Origin of the sequence: Acidocella sp. KAb 2-4, assembly GCF_020567705.1 — a bacterium.
Lineage (GTDB): Bacteria > Pseudomonadota > Alphaproteobacteria > Acetobacterales > Acetobacteraceae > Acidocella.
The window spans coordinates 97,357-115,781 of the sequence record NZ_JAJDJU010000004.1 but is presented as its reverse complement, the minus strand read 5'-3'; the positions used below and the strand labels follow the sequence as shown (position 1 = coordinate 115,781).

General features: G+C 65.2%; 21 protein-coding genes. 7 read left to right on the top strand and 14 right to left on the bottom strand.

Annotation, left to right across the window (positions count from 1 at the left end):
- The first annotated feature begins 111 nt into the window (after positions 1-111).
- Complete coding sequence (locus tag LI953_RS04750) at positions 112-1,581, top strand: basic amino acid/polyamine antiporter (RefSeq protein WP_227074884.1); 1,470 nt, start codon at positions 112-114, stop codon at positions 1,579-1,581.
- 36 nt (positions 1,582-1,617) lie between these two features.
- Here the strand turns inward: LI953_RS04750 and LI953_RS04745 are convergent, their stop codons facing one another.
- From LI953_RS04745 to LI953_RS04685, 13 genes are all read right to left on the bottom strand, one after another.
- A complete protein-coding gene (locus LI953_RS04745; protein ID WP_227074883.1) occupies positions 1,618-3,363 on the bottom strand; it encodes a sigma-54-dependent Fis family transcriptional regulator in 1,746 nt (581 codons plus the stop codon).
- Between the two features lie 57 nt (positions 3,364-3,420).
- Entirely contained in the window at positions 3,421-4,416 is a 996-nt protein-coding gene (locus tag LI953_RS04740) for a 2Fe-2S iron-sulfur cluster-binding protein (RefSeq protein WP_227074882.1), read from the bottom strand.
- Positions 4,416-5,402, bottom strand: coding sequence for an aromatic/alkene monooxygenase hydroxylase subunit beta (locus LI953_RS04735; protein ID WP_227074881.1), 987 nt, complete (start codon positions 5,400-5,402; stop codon positions 4,416-4,418). The genes LI953_RS04740 and LI953_RS04735 overlap by 1 nt, the downstream gene beginning before the upstream one ends.
- An 11-nt stretch (positions 5,403-5,413) precedes the next feature.
- Positions 5,414-5,728 carry an MmoB/DmpM family protein gene (locus LI953_RS04730; RefSeq protein ID WP_227074880.1) on the bottom strand — a complete coding sequence of 105 codons (315 nt, stop codon included), beginning with the start codon at positions 5,726-5,728 and terminating at the stop codon, positions 5,414-5,416.
- Between the two features lie 26 nt (positions 5,729-5,754).
- Positions 5,755-6,090, bottom strand: a complete 336-nt coding sequence (locus LI953_RS04725; protein ID WP_227074879.1) for a Rieske 2Fe-2S domain-containing protein — start codon at positions 6,088-6,090, stop codon at positions 5,755-5,757.
- 5 nt (positions 6,091-6,095) lie between these two features.
- Positions 6,096-6,356 (bottom strand): toluene-4-monooxygenase system B family protein, encoded by a 261-nt coding sequence (locus LI953_RS04720; protein ID WP_227074878.1) that lies wholly within the window; start codon positions 6,354-6,356, stop codon positions 6,096-6,098.
- A gap of 1 nt (position 6,357) precedes the next feature.
- Positions 6,358-7,863 (bottom strand): toluene monooxygenase, encoded by a 1,506-nt coding sequence (locus tag LI953_RS04715; protein ID WP_227074877.1) that lies wholly within the window; start codon positions 7,861-7,863, stop codon positions 6,358-6,360.
- Positions 7,850-8,035 (bottom strand): hypothetical protein, encoded by a 186-nt coding sequence (locus tag LI953_RS04710; protein WP_227074876.1) that lies wholly within the window; start codon positions 8,033-8,035, stop codon positions 7,850-7,852. The genes LI953_RS04715 and LI953_RS04710 overlap by 14 nt, the downstream gene beginning before the upstream one ends.
- Positions 8,036-8,225: 190 nt before the next feature.
- Positions 8,226-8,579, bottom strand: coding sequence for a carboxymuconolactone decarboxylase family protein (locus LI953_RS04705; RefSeq protein WP_227074875.1), 354 nt, complete (start codon positions 8,577-8,579; stop codon positions 8,226-8,228).
- A 15-nt stretch (positions 8,580-8,594) separates the two neighbouring features.
- The gene (locus LI953_RS04700; protein WP_227074874.1) at positions 8,595-11,798 is read right to left on the bottom strand and encodes an efflux RND transporter permease subunit; all 3,204 of its coding nucleotides are present in this window, start codon (positions 11,796-11,798) and stop codon (positions 8,595-8,597) included.
- The gene (locus LI953_RS04695) at positions 11,795-12,781 is read right to left on the bottom strand and encodes an efflux RND transporter periplasmic adaptor subunit (RefSeq protein ID WP_227074873.1); all 987 of its coding nucleotides are present in this window, start codon (positions 12,779-12,781) and stop codon (positions 11,795-11,797) included. Before LI953_RS04695 ends, LI953_RS04700 begins: the two co-directional genes overlap by 4 nt.
- A gap of 37 nt (positions 12,782-12,818) precedes the next feature.
- A complete protein-coding gene (locus LI953_RS04690) occupies positions 12,819-13,151 on the bottom strand; it encodes a rhodanese-like domain-containing protein (protein ID WP_227074872.1) in 333 nt (110 codons plus the stop codon).
- Positions 13,152-13,184: 33 nt separating this feature from the next.
- Entirely contained in the window at positions 13,185-13,535 is a 351-nt protein-coding gene (locus LI953_RS04685; protein ID WP_227074871.1) for a helix-turn-helix transcriptional regulator, read from the bottom strand.
- Between the two features lie 64 nt (positions 13,536-13,599).
- On the opposite strand from LI953_RS04685, the gene LI953_RS04680 reads away from it, so the two are divergent.
- The 6 genes from LI953_RS04680 to LI953_RS04655 are packed head-to-tail and all read left to right on the top strand — an operon-like array spanning position 13,600 to position 17,867.
- Positions 13,600-14,880, top strand: a complete 1,281-nt coding sequence (locus LI953_RS04680; RefSeq protein ID WP_227074870.1) for an NAD(P)/FAD-dependent oxidoreductase — start codon at positions 13,600-13,602, stop codon at positions 14,878-14,880.
- Positions 14,881-14,888: 8 nt separating this feature from the next.
- The gene (locus LI953_RS04675; protein ID WP_227074869.1) at positions 14,889-15,326 is read left to right on the top strand and encodes a thioredoxin domain-containing protein; all 438 of its coding nucleotides are present in this window, start codon (positions 14,889-14,891) and stop codon (positions 15,324-15,326) included.
- Positions 15,327-15,336: 10 nt separating this feature from the next.
- Positions 15,337-15,540, top strand: a complete 204-nt coding sequence (locus LI953_RS04670) for a DUF2892 domain-containing protein (RefSeq protein ID WP_227074868.1) — start codon at positions 15,337-15,339, stop codon at positions 15,538-15,540.
- A 1-nt stretch (position 15,541) separates the two neighbouring features.
- The gene (locus LI953_RS04665; RefSeq protein ID WP_227074867.1) at positions 15,542-16,174 is read left to right on the top strand and encodes a bifunctional 2-polyprenyl-6-hydroxyphenol methylase/3-demethylubiquinol 3-O-methyltransferase UbiG; all 633 of its coding nucleotides are present in this window, start codon (positions 15,542-15,544) and stop codon (positions 16,172-16,174) included.
- On the top strand, positions 16,171-17,088 hold the full coding sequence (locus LI953_RS04660) for an MBL fold metallo-hydrolase (RefSeq protein WP_227074866.1): 918 nt from the start codon (positions 16,171-16,173) through the stop codon (positions 17,086-17,088). The genes LI953_RS04665 and LI953_RS04660 overlap by 4 nt, the downstream gene beginning before the upstream one ends.
- 5 nt (positions 17,089-17,093) lie before the next feature.
- Positions 17,094-17,867: a sulfite exporter TauE/SafE family protein gene (locus LI953_RS04655; RefSeq protein ID WP_227074865.1), complete on the top strand. Its 774-nt coding sequence runs from the start codon at positions 17,094-17,096 to the stop codon at positions 17,865-17,867.
- Positions 17,868-17,874: 7 nt separating this feature from the next.
- On the opposite strand, the gene LI953_RS04650 is transcribed toward LI953_RS04655, so the two are convergent.
- On the bottom strand, positions 17,875-18,291 hold the full coding sequence (locus LI953_RS04650; protein ID WP_227074864.1) for a GFA family protein: 417 nt from the start codon (positions 18,289-18,291) through the stop codon (positions 17,875-17,877).
- Positions 18,292-18,425 lie beyond the last annotated feature (134 nt).

Below are 18,425 nucleotides of genomic sequence, written 5' to 3'. Positions count from 1 at the left end.
TCCGCCGATCCGTTAGGTGAGGGGAGCGGATAAGGGCAGCGGGCTTGTCACTCCCGCGAGCGGCAAGCCACAAGCTGCCCACTCCGCGCGACAAGAGCGGAGGACATAATCGTGAGCGACGTAACGCCAACCTCAAACCAGGGCGCGCAGCCGGAAGCCCGCGCCGTCGGCTTCTTCAGCCTGCTCGGCATGGTGATCGGCTCGATGATCGGCGGCGGCGTCTTCAACCTGCCGCAGAACATGGCTTCGGGGGCGGGGCTGGGCGCCGTCGTCATTGCCTGGATCGTGACCGGCGTGGGCATGTTTTTCCTGGCCAACACCTTCCGCACCTTGGCCGATAAGCGCCCCGACCTCACCGCCGGCATCTACTCCTATGCGCGCGAGGGTTTCGGCCGCTTCGCCGGGTTTAATTCGGCCTGGGGGTATTGGCTGAGCGCGGCGTTTGGCAATGTCGGCTTCGCCGTGCTGGTGATGCAGACTTTCGGCTTTTTCTTCCCCAGCCTGCTCAGCGGCAAATCCTGGCAGGCGATATTGGGCGGCTCCATCCTGATTTGGGCGATGTATTTCGTGGTGCTGGCGGGGGTGAAGAGCGCGGCCTTCCTCAACGCCGTGGCCACTGCCACCAAGATCGTGCCAATCCTGGCGCTGATCGTGATCCTCGCCGTGTTCTTCAACAATGCCAGCTTCTCCACGGATACCTGGGGCGTGCAGGCGCATCTGGGCAGTGTGCTGACCCAGGTGAAAAGCACGATGATGGTGACGCTGTGGGTGTTCATCGGCATCGAGGGCGCGGTCGTCGTGTCCGGCCGCGCGCGGCGCTCAGAAGATGTCGGGCGTGCTACCTTCTTCGGTCTGCTGGTTTGCCTGCTGCTTTATTTCCTGGTCTCGGTGCTGCCGTTCGGGGTGATGTCGCAAGCCGAGCTGGCCGGGCTGAATGGCCCCTCGACGGCCTATGTGCTGCAAAAAGTGGTCGGGCATTGGGGGGCGGTGTTCATCATCCTCTCGGTGCTGGTGTCGCTGCTAAGCTGCTGGCTGGCCTGGACGATCCTGGTCGCCGAATTGCCGTTTGAGGGCGCGCGCGACGGTGTTTTCCCCAAAATCCTGGCGCGGGAGAATAGCAGCCACTCCCCGGCGCCCTCGCTGCTGCTCTCCACGCTGGTGATGCAGGCGACGATGTTCATCGTGATCCTCGCCAATAATGCCTGGCTGTGGATGGTGGCGATCACCGGCGTGATGATCCTGCCGCCCTATTTCGCCAGCACCGCCTATCTGTTCCGCTATTGTGGCACGGCGGGTTTCATCGCCGCGCACGGCACCGAGACGCGGGGCGCGGCGCTGATCAGCGGACTGCTGGGCTCGGTGTATGCGATCTGGCTGCTTTACGCCGCGGGACTGCAATTCGTGCTGCTTTCCACGATCGTTTATGCCGTGGGCATTCCCGTGTTCTGGTGGGCGCAGCGCGAGAACGCCCCTGGTCAGCCCGCCTTCAACCGCACGGAGGCAGTCGCCGCCTTCCTGCTGCTGGCGGCGGCGGTGATCTCGATGGTGCTGATCGCCAATGGCACGGTGAGCATCGGCTGACCCGCCGGGGGGAATGCGCCTCGCGCTGCCCCCGGCCTAATCCTCGATGGCGATGCCGTGCTTCTTCAGCCGGTAGGCGAGTTGCGGGCGGGTGACGCCGAGCAGCCGCGCCGCCTTGGCCAAATTGCCCTTCGCCTCGGCCACCGCGGCGCGCAGCATGGCGGCTTCGGTTTCGGCCAGGCCGGGCTTGGCGGTGGCGGCCGCGCCATCGGTCCCCGATTCCGCCGCAGGCACGATATTGCCGTTGCGCTTGAGCACGAAGGAGGAGGTGTCGATCTCCTCGCCGGTGGTGAATAAATAGCACAGATCGAGCGCCCCGCCATCTTCGGCCAGGATCACGGCGCGCTCGATCATATTCTCCAGCTCACGCACATTGCCCGGCCAGTCATAGTTGAACAGCGCGTCCACCGCGCGCTCGCGGAAGCCGGTGATGAGCTTGCCGTGCTTGGCGGTGAAGCGCTGCATGAACCAGTTCATCAGCAGCGGAATGTCGTCGCGCCGCTCGCGCAGGGGCGGCACCTTGATGGGGAACACGTTGAGGCGGAAGAACAGATCCTCGCGGAACAGCCCCGCCTTCACCGCCTCGCGCAAATTCACGTTGGTGGCGGCGATCACGCGCACATCCACCTTGCGCGTGCGGGTGTCGCCCACGCGCTCGACCTCGCCTTGCTGCAAGGCGCGCAGCAGCTTGCCTTGGGCGGTGTAACTGAGCGTGCCGATTTCGTCGAGGAACAGCGTGCCGCCATCGGCGCGCTCAAACCGCCCGGGGCGAGACGAGGTGGCGCCGGTGAAGCCGCCCTTCTCCACGCCGAACAGCTCCGATTCCATCAGATGCTCGGGGATGGACGCGCAGTTGACGGCGATGAACGGCCCGTCGCGCCGCTTGGAGAGCTGGTGCAGGTTATGCGCGAAGATCTCCTTGCCGACGCCGCTCTCGCCCAGGAACAGCACCGTCGCCTCGGTCGGCGCGGCTTTTTTCACCATATGGCAGACCATGTTAAACCCGGCGGAGATGCCGACCATGCCGAAGCTGTTTTCCGGCACCGCGCCGGGGGCGGCGATGCGGCTGGTGGCGGGCAGGCTGTCCGGCGAGTCGCAGGACCATTTCACGAAATCGCCGATCTGCAGGAAGCGCAGATCATCCTGCGCGTCCTCCCAATCCTCCACCGGCTTGCCGATCACCCGGCAGCGGTCATGCCCCATGGCGCGGCACTCCACCTCGCGCCACAGGATCGGCCGGCCCATGAAGGCGCTGGTATAGCCGCAGGCATAGCCGACCAGCATCCAGCACACCGGCTCGTTGCCGATACCGTAGCTGGCGACATGCGCTTCGGCTTCCGAGCAGTCGATGAGCGCGAAATCGCCGTAATAATGCCCGCGGCTGACATCGATATCGAGCGCCAGCGGCTCGCAATGCACGATCCCTTCTAGCGAGACGAGCTGCGGCCCGGCCAGGAAATCGTCATACCAATTGGAGCCCGCGCGCACCTTGCGCGCCATCGCGGCGTCATGCGTTCCGGCCTGGTAGCCGATGCGGGTGATCAGCCCGCGCGCGGTTTCCGTGCCGAGGCTCTCGATCAGCTCCTGCCGCAGAGCGCCGAGCGAGGAGATGTGCATCAGCATCATCCGCTGATCGTCCAGCCAGATCCGCCCCTGCTGCGGCGCGAAGCGCAGGCGCTTGGCGAGATCGTGCATGTCCGGCATGCGGATGGCCGCCGCCGGCTTGGCCCGCGCCGGCCCGGCCTGCGCCGTGGCCGCTCTTACGGGCCTTCCTTCCACCATGTTTCCCCCTGCGCGCCTTGGGGCGCGCCTGTTGTTTTGCTGTGAAGCAAACCCGCTTCACAGAAATCTGTCAAAGTGAATCTGACTGTAGGGGACTTGGTGCTGCACCATCAACAAGGTTTGCAGGGCCTCGATCATCGGCGGCGGCCCGGCGAAGTAGAACTCGTACTGCATCAGCGGCGCCGGTAGAGTGTGGGCCACCGCCTCGTGCACGAAGCCCGTCGCGCCCTGCCAGGCGGCATCCGGGGTAGAGAGCACCGGCAGGTAGTTCAGGTGCGGCCCCGTCAGCGGGGCCAGCAATGCGCCGCCGCACAAATCGCCCGCGGTGCGCGCGCCGTCGAAGAAATGCACCTGCTTCGGCGCGGGTGCGCCGAGCGCGGCGCGGGCGATGCCCAGCATCGGCGCCAGCCCCGAGCCGCCAGCGACGCAAACGATCTCGCGCGGCGCTTCCTCGCGCAGATAGGCGTGGCCGTAGGGGCCGTCGAAGGTCAGGGTGGCGCCCAGATCCAGCGTGTCGAACAGCGCGTTGCTGCCGCGCCCGCCGGGCACGCGGCGGATAATGAACTGCCACAGCCCGTCCTCATTGGGCAGGTTGGACATTGAATAGGCCCGCGCCCCGGTGGCGCCGGGCGGGTAGAGCAGGGCGTATTGCCCGGGCAGGAAGGCGGCGGCGCCGGGCACGCGGAGGGTGAACTCGGCCATGTCCGCGGTGAGCATCCGCCGGGCTTCCAGCTTCGCCTCGCGCCGGCGCGGCGGCACCACGGGGCGGTATTCATCCGTGCAGCGCAGCTTGATCGCGCAATCCGTGAGCGGGCGCGATTGGCAGGCGAGGAACCGGCCACGCTTGCGCTCGCGCTCCGAGAGGCCCGGCGCCTCCGGCCAGAGCCGCACCATCTCGCCGCTCAACAGGTCGTAGCGGCAGGCGCCGCAGCCGCCGACGCTGCATTCATGCGGCATACCCACGCCCGCGCGCAGGGCCGCGCGCAGCAGCGTATCTTCCTCCGGGGGGAAGGCGAACCCCTCCCCCCCTTCGATTTGAACCCGGTACGCCATTACAGCCCGATGCCCTGGCGGAATTCGCGCACCGCGGCACGCGCGGTGGCAGCGGCTGCCGGCACGTCCGGCAGGGCGGCGCAATAGGCATCGATGGCGGCATCGCCGAGCGGCTCCCACTTCGCGACCCAGTTTTGCAGCACCGCCTTGTTGGCGTCCTGGCTCAGCGCCATCTTCACCAGCGCCGTGGCCCAGCGGCGGTGGCGCTGCGCATCCACCAGCTGCGCGTCGGTGAGCATGCCGAGCAGCGTGTCGCCATTATGCCGGCCGGCGGCGCCCAGGGCGCGCAACACCGTCTCCTCCAGCGCCGGGCGCAGGATCAGGCTGAGGCTGACAAAGCTCTCGCCCCAGTCATAAGCGACGAGCGCCTTCTCCGCGAGTTCGCGGAAACCCTGCCAGGCCTTGTCGTTTTCCCAATAGCCGCGCTCATCGGTGCCAAGGCCGATATCGCCGAAGGTCTTCGAGAGCTCCTTGGTGCGATACGCGGTGTGGGTGAGCCAGCGCAGGGAGTCGGCGGACTGATAGGCGGCGCAGTTGGAGATGGTGGAGGCCGGCGCGATCTGCGTGAGATAGGCTGAGCCCATCTGCAGCGCGTGGAACAGATAACGCCCCGGCGTGTAGAGCCGCGCCAGCGAGCCAGCCCAGGTCTTCTCCAGCATGGTGTCGTGCCCGCGCTGGGAGAATTGGTCGAACAACCCGTAGACATAGGTCTCCTGCCCGTCCTGCAGCATGTTGTAGGTGCGGTAGACGATCTCGTCCGGGTCGCGGAACTCGTTCCAGTCCGGGTGCCGTAGAGGGCTGGCGTTGCGGTTGGTCTTGAACCATAGCGCCAGCGCCATGTTCGGGTCGAGCTCGAACGGCGCGTCCGGATTGTCGGTGGTGTAATGCAGGTTGGTGGAGACGATCTCATACTCGCTGGGCTTACGCCGGCGGGTGGCGAGGTGGCTCCAGGTCTTGAGCGGCTTCAGCACTTGCGTTTCAGACATGGCCGGTCTCCTTACAGGGTTTTTTCGTAGTAGAAGCGCACATACTCGTCGGTCGTCTCGATGCGCCCGGAGAAGGAGCCGAGATTCACTTCGAGGTCGGAGATGCGGAACGGCCGCCCCAGGGCGCGCTCCAGGGTCTCGCGCCGGAGCATCATCTCGCTATCGGTGTCAATCCGCACATAGGCGACCTTGTCATCCACGCGGATCTCCTTGCCCGGATTATCCTCGCGCGCGGCCTCGATCACGGCCTCGGTCATGTCGCTGGCGCGCAGCACCGGGCCGACCCGGTTGTTGCGGTAGCCATCCGCTACGTTCTTGGTTGTCACTGTATTCCTCCAGAATTTTTGTTTTTTCAGCTATGCGCGAAGAACGGCGTTACCCCCGTCACCGCGACATAAAGATCATTGCCTTCGATCTTCACCGGATATTGCGCCAGCCGGCAGTCGCCGGGGTTGATCCCGGCGCCGGTGTCGGCGTTGAAGGTCCACAGATGCGCGCGGCAGGTAAGCACGCGCCCATCGAATTTCCCTTCTGAGAGCGGAATGTCCTGGTGCGGGCAAACGCCCTGGAAGGCGCGGATGTCTCCGCCTTCCGGCCAGACGAGCAGCACCACCTGGCCCCCCACCTCGGCTTCGAGCATGTCGCCTTCCCACAGATCGTCGAGCGCACAGGCTTTTTCGAAATTCATCCGCCTTACTCCTCGGCGAAGATGAATTCGAGTGTCTCCATCGGTTTGATGGGCGTCTCGCTCAGCTTGGCGGTACGGGGGAAGAATTCGCTATCCCCCTGCCGGCGCACGCGCACCACCTTATCCAGTTGCGGCGCCACGCGCCGCCCCACGGAATGATGCGCCGCCGCCGCCGCCACCTCGTCCATCGTGTTCTCGGTGTCCACCGGCACGAGCTGCAGCACGAAATCGTATTGGAAATTGGAGATTACGGGAAACAGCGCCATCTTACGCGGCCTTTCTGCTGTAGGGGTTGTTGCGATAGGCTTCGACCCACGCATAGTTATGCGCGTCGTCGCCGATCTCGCCTGGCGAGAGGTTCATGTATTGCAGGGCCCCCATCAGGTTGGGCGGCTGGATATGCCCCGCCAGGAATCGGTCGACCGCCGTCAGATGGTCGCGATAACGCACCGGGTCCTGCTGGAACACCCAGCGGTCGATCTCGGAGTTGAAGTGATAGGTGCGGCCCTTATACTCCAGCGGGTAATCCTGCACGTTCCAGCCCTTGCCCGGCACGGCGCAGATCGGAATCTGGCTCATGTTGCATACGATGGGCAGGGTTTCGGGCACGGTCAGCTCCGGCTTGCCGGCGAGCAGATTGTCGATGATGACATCCCAGCACTTGCCAAATGTGTCGTTCCAGCCAGGATATTTCTCCTCTAGCCAGTCGCGGCATTCGGGCGTCATGCCGGCGGCGGGGTTCCACCACACGGTCGGGCGCCAGAACCACACGCCCAGATGATAGGCATGGTGCTGGTAGTCGAACTCATTGATCATCTTGTCCCAATACCAGGGCAGGTCGAGGCCGAGATCGATCAGGCTGCGCTCGAACTGGCCGACGATCCACTCCTGCATGAACTCCTTGAAGGATTGCTTGCGGTGCTCGATCGGTGTGTAATAATCCATCGACAGCCCGGAGAGCAGCGCGAACAGGCGCCAGGCGCGGGCGATCGCCACGTCCACCAGCTTCTGCGCCTCGGCCTTGCGGCCATTGGCGATGAGGATCTGCAAGGCAGGACCGCCGATCTGCGCGTGCCGCGATTCATCGGTCTGAATCGAGGAGATCAGGCTGGCGAAAGTGTAGTCGCCGGTCTCCGCGGCATCCGCGGCGAGTCCGAGGAACTGCATGTTGGTGAAGCCGGTTTCAAAAGCGAAAGTCAGCATCACCGCGATATCCGTGGCCGAGCGGGCCATGAACAGGTCGTCGAAGGTATGGCGTGCCGCGATCGCACCCCATTCATTGGTGTGATAGGCCTTGTGCGCCCAGTCGAACTGGCGGTCCTTCGGGCAATGCTCATGCGGGAAATAGAGTTGCAGCTGGCCGTGGCGGTTTTCGTCCATCATGCCAAACGTGGCCATGTTGCGCATGCCCGGCGCGCGGCCGAAGCGGGCCATGCGGGCCTCGGCACTCATCGCCGCGTATTCGCCGAGCGCGATCGCGCCGTAATGCGCCTTCAGAATCGAGAGCCAGCCCGGATCGGCGGTGGTGAACATCTGGCTGCGCTCAAGGGCGGCCTTCACCGAATAGGCGCCGGCGTCCTTCTCGCGCTGAATGCGCACATATTCGGGGTAAGACGTCTTGTAGGGCTCGTCATAAGTTTCCCATGTCTCGGCCGGTATGCCCTGGGCACCGGTCATCACATCGGGGAACAGCTCCGCGTCACTTACGTAACCGGGCGTCCAATTCGTCGAACGGACGATGTCGTACCATTCGGAACGATCAAGCAAGGCCATCGATTTCCTCCAAAGCTGGTTTTGTTTGGTCTATCTTGGATGTTTTTTTCTGCGGTCCGCCCAGCAGGTACAGCAAGCGCCGTGCCAGCCCACGGCCAGGGCGAGATGGTGCGGTGCGGTATTGTAGCAGGGGCTTGTTGCGCGATGATTTTTTGCGCTGCGGCACGATCAACGGCGCCAGGCCGGCACGGCGGTGCGGCGGTGGAAATTGATCATTTGATAAAAAGGGCAGGCGATAAAATTTATAATATCGTTATTTGGATGAATTTCGAAAATAAGGCGCTGCCAGCCGGGCAAAAAAACACGCAGGGCGGCGATGGGCCACCCTGCGTTGCCGGGGCTCTGTTCGTCGCTGGGGTCGTTTAGCCCGCTTGCGCCGCCTTCAGCTGGTCAAAGGCCTCCAGCCCTTGCGCGGCATACATCACTGAGGGGCCGGCCCCCATGTAGACAGCCATGCCCATGGTCTCCAGCACCTCCTCGCGCGAGGCGCCATGCTTGGCCGCCGCCTCGGCGTGATAGGCGATGCAGGGCTGGCAGCGCACGGCCACGGCGATGGCGAGCGCGATCAGCTCCTTGGTCTTCTTGTCGAGCACGGTACCGCCGAGCGCGGCCTGGGCGAGGGTGGAAAACCCTTTCATCACATCCGGCGCGCCCTGGCGCAGGGCCTTCAAGCCGCCATTCATGTTCTCGATCAGCTCGGGCCAGTCCTGGATCATGGTTCAAATCTCCTTTCAGGAAGCGGGACGGTTGTCATCGCGCAGCACCACGTAGATGGCCGGGATGACAAGCAGGGTGAGCAGCGTGGAGGAGGCGAGACCGAATAGCAGCGACGTCGCCAGCCCCTGGAAGATCGGGTCGGAGAGGATCGTCGCCGCCGAGATCATCGCCGCCAGCGCGGTGAGCAGGATCGGCTTGGCGCGGATCGCCCCCGCCTCCAGCAGCACATCACGCAGCGGCCGGTGCGAGGCCTGCCGGTGGCGGATGAAATCCACCAACAGGATGGAGTTGCGCACGATGATGCCGGCGAGCGCGATGAAGCCGATCATCGAGGTGGCGGTGAAATCCGCCCCCAGCAGCCAGTGGCCGAGCATGATGCCGATCAGGGTGAGGGGGATCGGGGTGAGCACCACCAGCGGCAGCTTGAAGCTGCCGAACTGCGCGACCACCAGCACATAGATGCCAAGAATGGCGACGCCGAACGCCATGCCCATGTCGCGGAAGGTGACATAAGTAATCTGCCATTCACCATCCCACAGCAGCGAGGGCTTGGCCTCGTCGCGCGGCTGGCTGAAGAACCGGATTTCGGGTTTTGGCAGGCCGGTCCAGGCGGATTTCTCGATCGCGGAATCCACCGCGAACATGCCGTAGATCGGCGCCTCGAATTGGCCCGCCATCTCGGCCGTGACCATGTCGGCGAAATGCCCGTCGCGGCGATAGATGGCGCGCGAGCCCTGAACCATTTGCGCGCTCACCACCTGGCCGAGCTCAACCACGCCGCGCGACCCCGGCAAGGTGTTGGCCGGCACGGGCGTGGATGCCACGGCGTCATCCCAGGTCAGGCCGCTCTTGGGCAGGCCGATGGCGATTTCCAGTGGCGGCCGGTCGGCCCCGCGATAGGAGTAGCCGATGCCTTCGCCCAGGAAGAGGTCACGCAGCGTCTGGTTCACATCGGCTTGCTGTACGTGGAAATATTCCAACTCGTCCTGGTCCACGCTGATTTGCAGGCGTGGCGGCGGCAGGCCGTAACTGTCATCGACGTCGACGATATACGGGATGGACTCGAAGATCTTCTTCACGCGCTGCGCCTCGGCCAGGCGCATCTCCGGCGTCGGGCCATAGATTTCGGCCAGCAGTGAGGAGATCACCGGCGGGCCGGGTGGCACCTCGACCACCTTGATCACGCCGCCGGGCGGCAGCGGGATGTTTTTGTCGAGTTGCTGGCGCAGCGCCACGGCGATGGCGTGACTCTGGCGCGAGCGGTCATCCTTGTTGACCAGCACGATATGCAGCTCGCCCAGCTCGGGCGACTGGCGGGCGTAATAATGCCGGACCAGACCGTTGAAATCATAGGGCGCGGCAGTGCCGGCATAGACCTGCATCGAGGTCACTTCCTTCATCTGCCCAGCGATGCGCGCGGCGGCGAACAGCGTGCGCTCAGTATCCTCCAGCGCTGCGCCCGGCGGCAGGTTGAGCACCACGTCCAGCTCTGATTTATTGTCGAACGGCAGCAGCTTCACCTTCACCAGGTCGAAATAAAACAGCGAGCAGGCAACGATGGTGGCGCCACCGACGATCAGCAGGAAGCGCAGCGCCCGCTTGCGGGTTTGCAGAATGGGGCGGGCAATGCGGATGTACAGCCGGGTCAGGTGGCTATCGGCGTGCTCGGCATGCGCGGCGGCCGGGGCATTGCCCGAAACCTTCAGCATCAGCCAGGGCGCGATGATCATGGCGACGAAGAACGAGAACACCATCGCCACCGAGGCGACCGCCGGGATCGGCGACATATAAGGCCCCATCAGCCCGCTCACGAACAGCATCGGCAGCAGCGCGGTGATCACGGTGAGCGTGGCCACGATTGTCGGGTTGCCGACTTCTGATACCGCCTCGATGGCGGCCTGGATGCGGCTGCGCCCGTCATGCATCGCCCAGTGGCGGGTGATGTTCTCGATCACGACGATGGCGTCATCCACCAGGATGCCGATGGCGAAGATCAGGGCAAAGAGCGAGACGCGGTTGATGGTGTAGCCCATCATCTCGGCGCCGAAGAGGGTGAGCAGGATGGTTGAGGGGATCACCACCGCCGTCACCGCCGCCTCGCGCCAGCCCAGCGCGAAGCCGATCAGCAGGATGATGGAGATGGTGGCCAGCGCCAGATGGAACAGCAGCTCATTGGCCTTCTGCGTTGCTGTCTGGCCGTAATCGCGCGTCACCTGCACCCGGATATCGCCGGGGATCAACTGGCCTTGCAGCGTCTTCACCTGCGCCAGCACGGCCTTCGCCACGTTCACCGCATTGGAGCCGGAGACCTTGGCGATTGCCAGCGTGACCGCCGGGGCCTGGCCCCAGCCGGATTTGTCGCGCGTCAGCGCCCAGACGCGCTCCTCCTGCGGCGCCGGGCCGAACACCACCTTCGCCACGTCGCGCACATAAACCGGGCGGTCGTCGCGCGTGGTCACCAGCAGCAGCCCGATATCGGGCACGCCGTCCAGGGTATGCCCGACATCCACGCCGGGCATCTGCCCGTTCTCGCGCACCACGCCGGCCGAGAACACGTCATTCGCCTCCTGCACGCGGGCGACCAGCTGCTGCAGCGTCACCCCATACAGCGCCAGCTTCTCAGGGTCGGGCTCGATGCGAATCTGCTCGGGATCTTCGCCCGAGATGTAGGTGAGCCCCACATTCGGGATCTTGATCATCTCGCCCTGGAGCTTCTGCGCGAGATCGGTCAGCCCGGCGTAGTCCCAGCGATTGGCGGCATCGGGTTTGGGGCTGAGGGTGAGGGTGATGATGGCGACATCATCGATGCCGTGCCCGACCACCATCGGCTCAGGGATGCCGATCGGGATGCGGTTCATGTTGGCGCGGATCTTGTCGTTCACCAGCAGGACCGCTTTATCCTCGTTGGTGCCGACGACAAAGCGCGCGGTGACGGTGACATGGTTGTCCACGGTGGTGGAATAGATATGCTCCACGCCCGGAATGGCGCGCAGCACCACCTCCAGCGGCTTGGTCACCAGTTCCACCGCATCCGAGGCCTTCAGCCCATCGGTGTTCACGATCACGTCGACCATCGGCACGTGGATCTGCGGGTCCTCCTCGCGCGGGATGGTCGTCAGCGCGATCAGGCCGCAGACCACTGCGGCGATCAGGAAGAGCGGGGTGAGCGGGGAGCGGATGAAGCGCTTGGTCAGCGCACCGGAAATGCCGAGGCTCATGGCGCGCTGCCCGGCGGAAGCAGCACATCGCCGGCGCTCAGGCCGGTGAGGATCTCGACGCCATCCGGCAGGCCGGGCGTGGGCTGCGGCGCGCCGCGCTGGATCGGCACGGCGACCGCCTTGCCATCCGCCGCGCGCAGATCGGCGTAATCGAGGCCGAAGCGGGTATCGATGAAGCTGGCCGGGATGACGATGCCTGGGCGTGACCCGGCATAGACCCAGACCTCAATGCGCTGGCCGACGAAATAGCCGCCAATATCCGGCGCGGTGGCGTCGGCCTCGACTCGGCCATTCGTGACCTGCGGATAGATCAGGCTGATCCGCCCGAAGCGCGGCGGATCTCCGGCGATGCGCACCGGATCGCCAAGATGCAGATAGCGCGTGTGCCGCTCAGGAACATCGAGGCGCAGCACGTAATCCTGCTCGGCGATGCTGGCGACCGTGTCGCCCGCCAGCACCACCGTGCCCTGCGTCACCGGGGTGTGCAGCACGCGGCCAGCCACCGGGGCGAGCACCGCCCCCTCGTTGATCTGCTGGGCCAGCGCGTCATGCGCGGCGGTTTTTGCCTTCAGCGTCGCCTGCGCGACGTTCACCTCCGTCCGCGCCTGGTCGAACACCGAGCGCGACACCGCGCCCTCGCCCACCAGTTTCTGGGCGCGGGCGAGGTCGGTATTGGCCTGGGCGAGTTGGGCGCGCGCGGCGGTGATGTCGGCGCTGAGCGCGGCGAGTTGCTGGGCCATCGCCGGGTCGGCGACCATCGCGATCTGCTGCCCGGCCTGCACCATGTCGCCATCCTGCACCGTGTAGGTGGTGATGGTGCCGCCGATGCGCGCGCGCGCCGGCACGACATGCACCGCCTCCACTGTGGCGAACACAGCCTTCTGGTCGGCGATGCTGGCGGTGGCCACGGTAAAGCTCGTCGGCTGCGCCTGCGCCGCGGCGGCGCAGAGGCTCAGGGCGAGCGCCCAGCGGAGGACGGACATGGTGACGGCTCCCAGTTTGTTTTTGCGCGCGGCGGTTTTAGTTGGTCTTGACGGGCAGGCCAGCCTGCACCCAGGCGTTAAGGCCGCCCGCCAGATGCCCCGCGATCTTGACCCCGGCCTTGGCGCAATGTTCGGCGGCCATGGCCGAGCGCCGGCCGACGCCGCAATGCAGCACCACATTGCCCGCGGGCAGGGCCTTGGGGTTGAAGCTGGAGAGCGGATGGCAGATCGCGCCCTCAATGCGCACATCGGCATGCTCGCCATGCTCGCGCACATCCACGAGGATCACCTCGCCCTTGGCCAGTGCGGCTTCCAGTTCGCGCGGGGTGAAGTCGCGCAGATCGGTTTTTTTTCCGGTGAAGAACAGCATATTGGGTTATCCTTGATAGTTCTAGTTGAGTGATTAGTGTTTGCCGGCAGTGTCCGGCTCGGCGCCGCATAGGCGGGCGGCTTCGGGGGCGCAGAACAATTCGAACAGCGTTTCCAAAATCCGCCGCGCTGGCTGGCTGGCGATGTCGTAATAGATTGTCTGCGCCTCGCGCCGCGCCACCACCAGCCCCTCGCGCCGCAACAGCGCCAGATGCTGCGACACGGTGGAACTGCGCAAATCGAGGAACGCCGCCAACTCTCCCACGGAGCGCTCGCCCTCCAGCAACTGGCAAAGAATCATCAGCCGGTGCGAATTGGCCAGAGACTTCAGCAAGTCACTCGCCTGATCGGCGGCGCTGTGCATGAGGTTTGGATCAATATTCATAGTTGCGAATATACGAATTATGGAATATATCTGCAACACGAAAATCGCTGGGGGAAAGAAATTTATGGCTGAAATCATTATCTTGGGCGCAGGGCTGGGCGGTACGTTGATGGCGTATGAGCTGTCGGAGCAGCTGCGTCCGGAAGACCGGATCACGGTGATCGGCCAGGGGGCGACCTATCAGTTTTATCCCTCCAACCCGTGGGTTGCGGTGGGCTGGCGCCAGCGGCGGGAGATCGAGGTCGATCTGACCAAGGTGATGGCGAAGAAGAACATCCGCTTCATCACCGAGGGGGCGGAGCGCGTGCATCCGGCCGAAAACCGCGTGCAGCTCAAGAGCGGCGAATCTTTGGCCTATGACTACATGATCATCGCCACCGGCCCTGAGCTGGCCTTCGACGAGATCCCCGGCTTCGGCCCGCAGGCGCATACGCAGTCGATCTGCGAAACCGGCCATGCCGAGCAGGCCTATGCGGCGTTTGAGGAATTCTGCAAGAATCCGCGCCCGATCGTCGTCGGCGCCGCGCAGGGCGTCTCGTGTTTCGGCCCGGCCTATGAGTTCGCCTTCGTGCTCGACGCTGAACTGCGCCGCCGTAAAATCCGTAACAAGGTCCCGATGACCTTCGTCACCTCCGAGCCCTATATCGGCCATCTCGGCCTCGACGGCGTGGGGGACACCAAGGGGCTGCTGGAGAGCGCGCTGCGCAACCGTCACATCAAATGGGTCACCAACGCCCGCGTCAAGGAGGTGACGGAAGGCCATATGAGCGTGGAGGAGCTGAACGACGATGCCAGCGTCAAGACCACGCATGAGATGGATTTCGGCTTCTCGATGATGATGCCGCCTTTCCGCGGCGTGAAGGCGGTGCATGGCATTGAAGGGCTGACCAACCCGCGCGGCTTCATCCTGGCCGATGGCTATCAGCGCAACCCGACCTTCCGCAACGTGTTCTCCATTGGCGTGTGCGTCGCGATTCCGCCCACCGGGAAGACGCCCGTGCCCGTCGGGGTGCCCAAGACCGGGTTCATGATCGAGTCGATGGTCACTGCCACGGCGCATAATCTGGGCGCCATGCTGCGCGGCGGCGAAGCCTCCATCAAGCCGAGCTGGAATGCCATCTGTCTCGCCGATTTCGGTGATACCGGCGTCGCTTTCGTGGCGCAGCCGCAGCTGCCGCCGCGTAACGCCAACTGGGCGGCGCAGGGCAAATGGGTGCATCTGGCCAAAATCGGGTTCGAGAAATACTTCCTGCACAAGATCAAGGTCGGCAAGAGTGAGCCCTTTTATGAGCGGCTGATGCTGAAGATGGCCCGCATCCACAAATTCGAGAATGGAGGCCACTAGGGTCCACCATGACCGCGCTCACCCTGGTTTGCCCCGCCTGCGGCACGCTCAACCGTGTGCCCGCCGCCAAGCTGGCCGATGGCCCGATCTGCGGCGCCTGCCGCAAGAAGCTGTTCACTGGCCAGCCCCAGGCGGTGGACGAGGCGGGGCTGGCGCGGCATGTGGCGCATGACGGCATCCCCGTGCTGGTCGATGTCTGGGCCAATTGGTGCGGCCCCTGCCGCGCCATGGCGCCGCAATTCGCCCAGACGGCGGCGCTGCTGGAGCCGCGCGCGCGGCTGCTGAAACTGGATGCCGACACCGCGCCCGAGACGATGGCGCGGTACGGCATCCGCTCGATCCCCACGCTGATGCTGTTTTCGGGCGGCAAGCTCGCCGCGCAGCAGGCCGGGGCGATGGCCGCCGCGCAGATCGTGCAATGGACCCGCCCGTTTCTATCCCCTTAAGGAGTTGACGATGAACATTGATAGAGCCGTATTTTCGTTCGCCGGTTTCATGGTGCTGCTGAGCCTCGGGCTGAGCCTGGCGTTTTCGCATTGGTGGCTGCTGCTCACCGCCTTTGTCGGGCTCAATCTGCTGCAAACCGGGTTTTCCGGCTTCTGCCCGGCGGCGCTGATCCTGAAGAAGCTCGGCCTGAAATCCGGCTGCGCGTTTAACTGAGATGGCACAGCTCCCCCGCGCCGAATTCTGGGAACAGCGCTTCGCCGCGACCGAGGATTACGTGTTCGGCGAGGCGCCAAACGCGTTTCTCGCGGCGCAGGCCGGGCGGATCAAGCCGGGGGCGCGCGTGCTCAGCGTGGCCGATGGCGAGGGCCGCAACGGGGTGTTCCTCGCCAGCCTGGGGGCGGATGTGCTCGCCACCGAGATTTCCCCCGCCGCCATCGCCAAGGCCAGGCGCCTCGCCGCCGCGCGCGGGGTGAGCCTGCGCTGGGAGCGGGCGGATGTCACAAGCTGGGCCTGGCCGGAAGCGGCCTTCGATGTGGTGGCCGCCATCTTCGTGCAGTTCATCGTTCCGGCAGAGCGCCCGGCCTTCTTCAGCCATCTCAAGCGCGCGCTCAAACCGGGTGGGGTGCTGCTGATGCAGGGCTACCGCCCGGAGCAGCGCGGCTTCAACACCGGCGGCCCGCCGGAGATCGACCAGCTCTACACCGAAGCCCAGCTGCGCGAGGCCTTCGCCGACATGGAGATCGCCGAGCTGCGCGCGCATGATAGCGTGATCGCCGAAGGCAAGGCGCATGCCGGCATGTCGGCGCTCATCGATCTCGTCGCCATTCGCAAACCGGATACACCATGACCGACACCGCCCTCGCCGCCGCCGCCGCACAGATCGACGCCACCAGCGCCGCGCGCGCCCTGGTGCGCAGTTTTTTCGACGAGGCGACCTTCACCGCCACACATGTCGTCTACGACCCCGCTGCGGGGCGCGCGGCGGTGATCGACAGCGTGCTCGATTTCGACCCCGCCTCGGGCCGCACCGCCACGCGCTCGGCCGACGCGGTGATCGCCTTCCTGCGCGAGACGGGGCTGCAGCTCGATTGGCTGCTGGAAACCCACGCCCATGCCGATCACCTCTCCGCCGCCGCCTACATCCAGAAACAATGCGGCGGACGCATCGCCATCGGCGAGCATATCGCCGCGGTGCAGCAGGTGTTTGGCAGGATCTTCAATCTCGGCGGTGAGTTCGCGCGTGATGGCGGCCAGTTCGACCATTTGTTCAAGGATGGCGAGGGTTTCGCCATTGGCGGTGTACCCGCCATCGCGCTGCATGTGCCGGGCCATACTCCGGCTGATCTCGCTTATGTGATCGGCGATGCGGTGTTCGCCGGCGACACGCTGTTCATGCCCGATTATGGCACCGCCCGCGCCGATTTCCCCGGCGGCGATGCCGCGCAGCTGTTCCGCTCCATCCGCCGCCTGCTGGCTTTGCCGGGGCAGGCGCGGCTGTTCCTCTGCCACGACTACAAAGCCCCGGGGCGGGACGACTATGTGTGGGAGACCACCATCGCCGCCGAGCGCGTGGGCAACATTCATGTGCATGACGGCGTGAGCGAGGCGGCCTTCACCGCCATGCGCACCGCGCGCGACGCCAAGCTGGATATGCCGCGCCTGTTGCTGCCCTCAGTACAGGTGAATATCCGCGCCGGGCATTTCCCGCCCGCGGAAACAAACGGAGTCAGCTATCTGAAGCTGCCGCTGAACATGCTGTAACCGCAATGAATATGGACCTGCTGCATAGCGCTTTGGCCCTGCTCTCGGGTGGGGCGGTGGGCTTCACACTCGGGCTGGTGGGGGGCGGCGGCTCGATCCTGGCGGTGCCGCTGATGCTCTATGTCGTCGGCGTGCATGACCCGCATATCGCCATTGGCACCTCGGCCCTGGCCGTGGCCGCCAATGCCGCCACCGGGCTGTTCCACCATGCCCGCGCGGGCAATGTGCGCTGGAAATGCGGCGGCGTGTTCGCGGCGGCCGGAATTCTGGGCGCCGCGCTCGGCTCCTCGGCGGGCAAGGCCTTCAACGGGCAGCATCTGTTGTTCCTGTTCGCGCTGCTGATGCTGCTGGTGGCGGCGCTGATGCTGCGCCATCGCCACGCGCCCGAGACCCTGGGCGCCGATTGCGACCGCGAGCGCGCCCCGCGCGTGGCCGCGTTTGGCTTCGGCACCGGGGCGTTCTCGGGCTTCTTCGGCATTGGCGGCGGGTTTCTCATCGTGCCGGGGTTGATCGGCTCCACCGGCATGCCGATCCTCAACGCCGTCGCCACCTCTCTTGTCGCCGTCACCGCCTTCGGCCTGACCACGGCGGCGAATTACGCCCTCTCCGGGCTGGTGGACTGGCTGCTGGCCGCGCTGTTCATCGCGGGCGGCATTTTTGGCGGCGTGGCCGGGTCGATGGCCGCGCGGGGGCTCGCCGCCCAGCGCGGTCGGCTCACCACCGTCTTCGCGGAGCTGATCTGCGTCGTCGCCGTTTATATGCTGGCGCGCAGCTTTTAACGCCCGCTCACCCCGGCATGCCGGGGTATTGCGGCAGGCCGTCCGTGATCTTGTCCCAGGGCTGGGCGCTGGCGGTGAAGATGTGCATGGTCGGGTTCACCTTCGACGAATCGTCCAGGCTGCCGACGGCGATGAAGGTCACATCCGGCAGCGCGCCGAGATTATTGGTGTACAGCCGCGCGCCGCAATTCGGGCAGAAATTGCGGTCCAGCCCCTTGCCGCTATTGCCGGCGTAGTGGAACGATTTCGGCGTGCCCTTCGTCACCCGGAAGGCGGCGCTCGGCACGCCGCTCACGGTGGCCATTCCGCCGCCCGAGGCCTGCTGGCAGTCGCGGCAATGGCAATGCGCGGTGAATAGTGGCTCGGCGGTGCATTCGTAACGGATCTGGCCGCATGCGCAGCCTCCTTCGAGAAGCGCGGACATCGTCGAAATCCTCCTGTGATTTTTGCTGGCGCGGGAGCGCACCCCGCCGCCGCGAGTTTAGGAAGGCTCCCGCCCTCAAGGCAAGTGCCGCGTTGCCGCGATTCGGGCTTTGAGGGTAAACACGGAGCGCATGC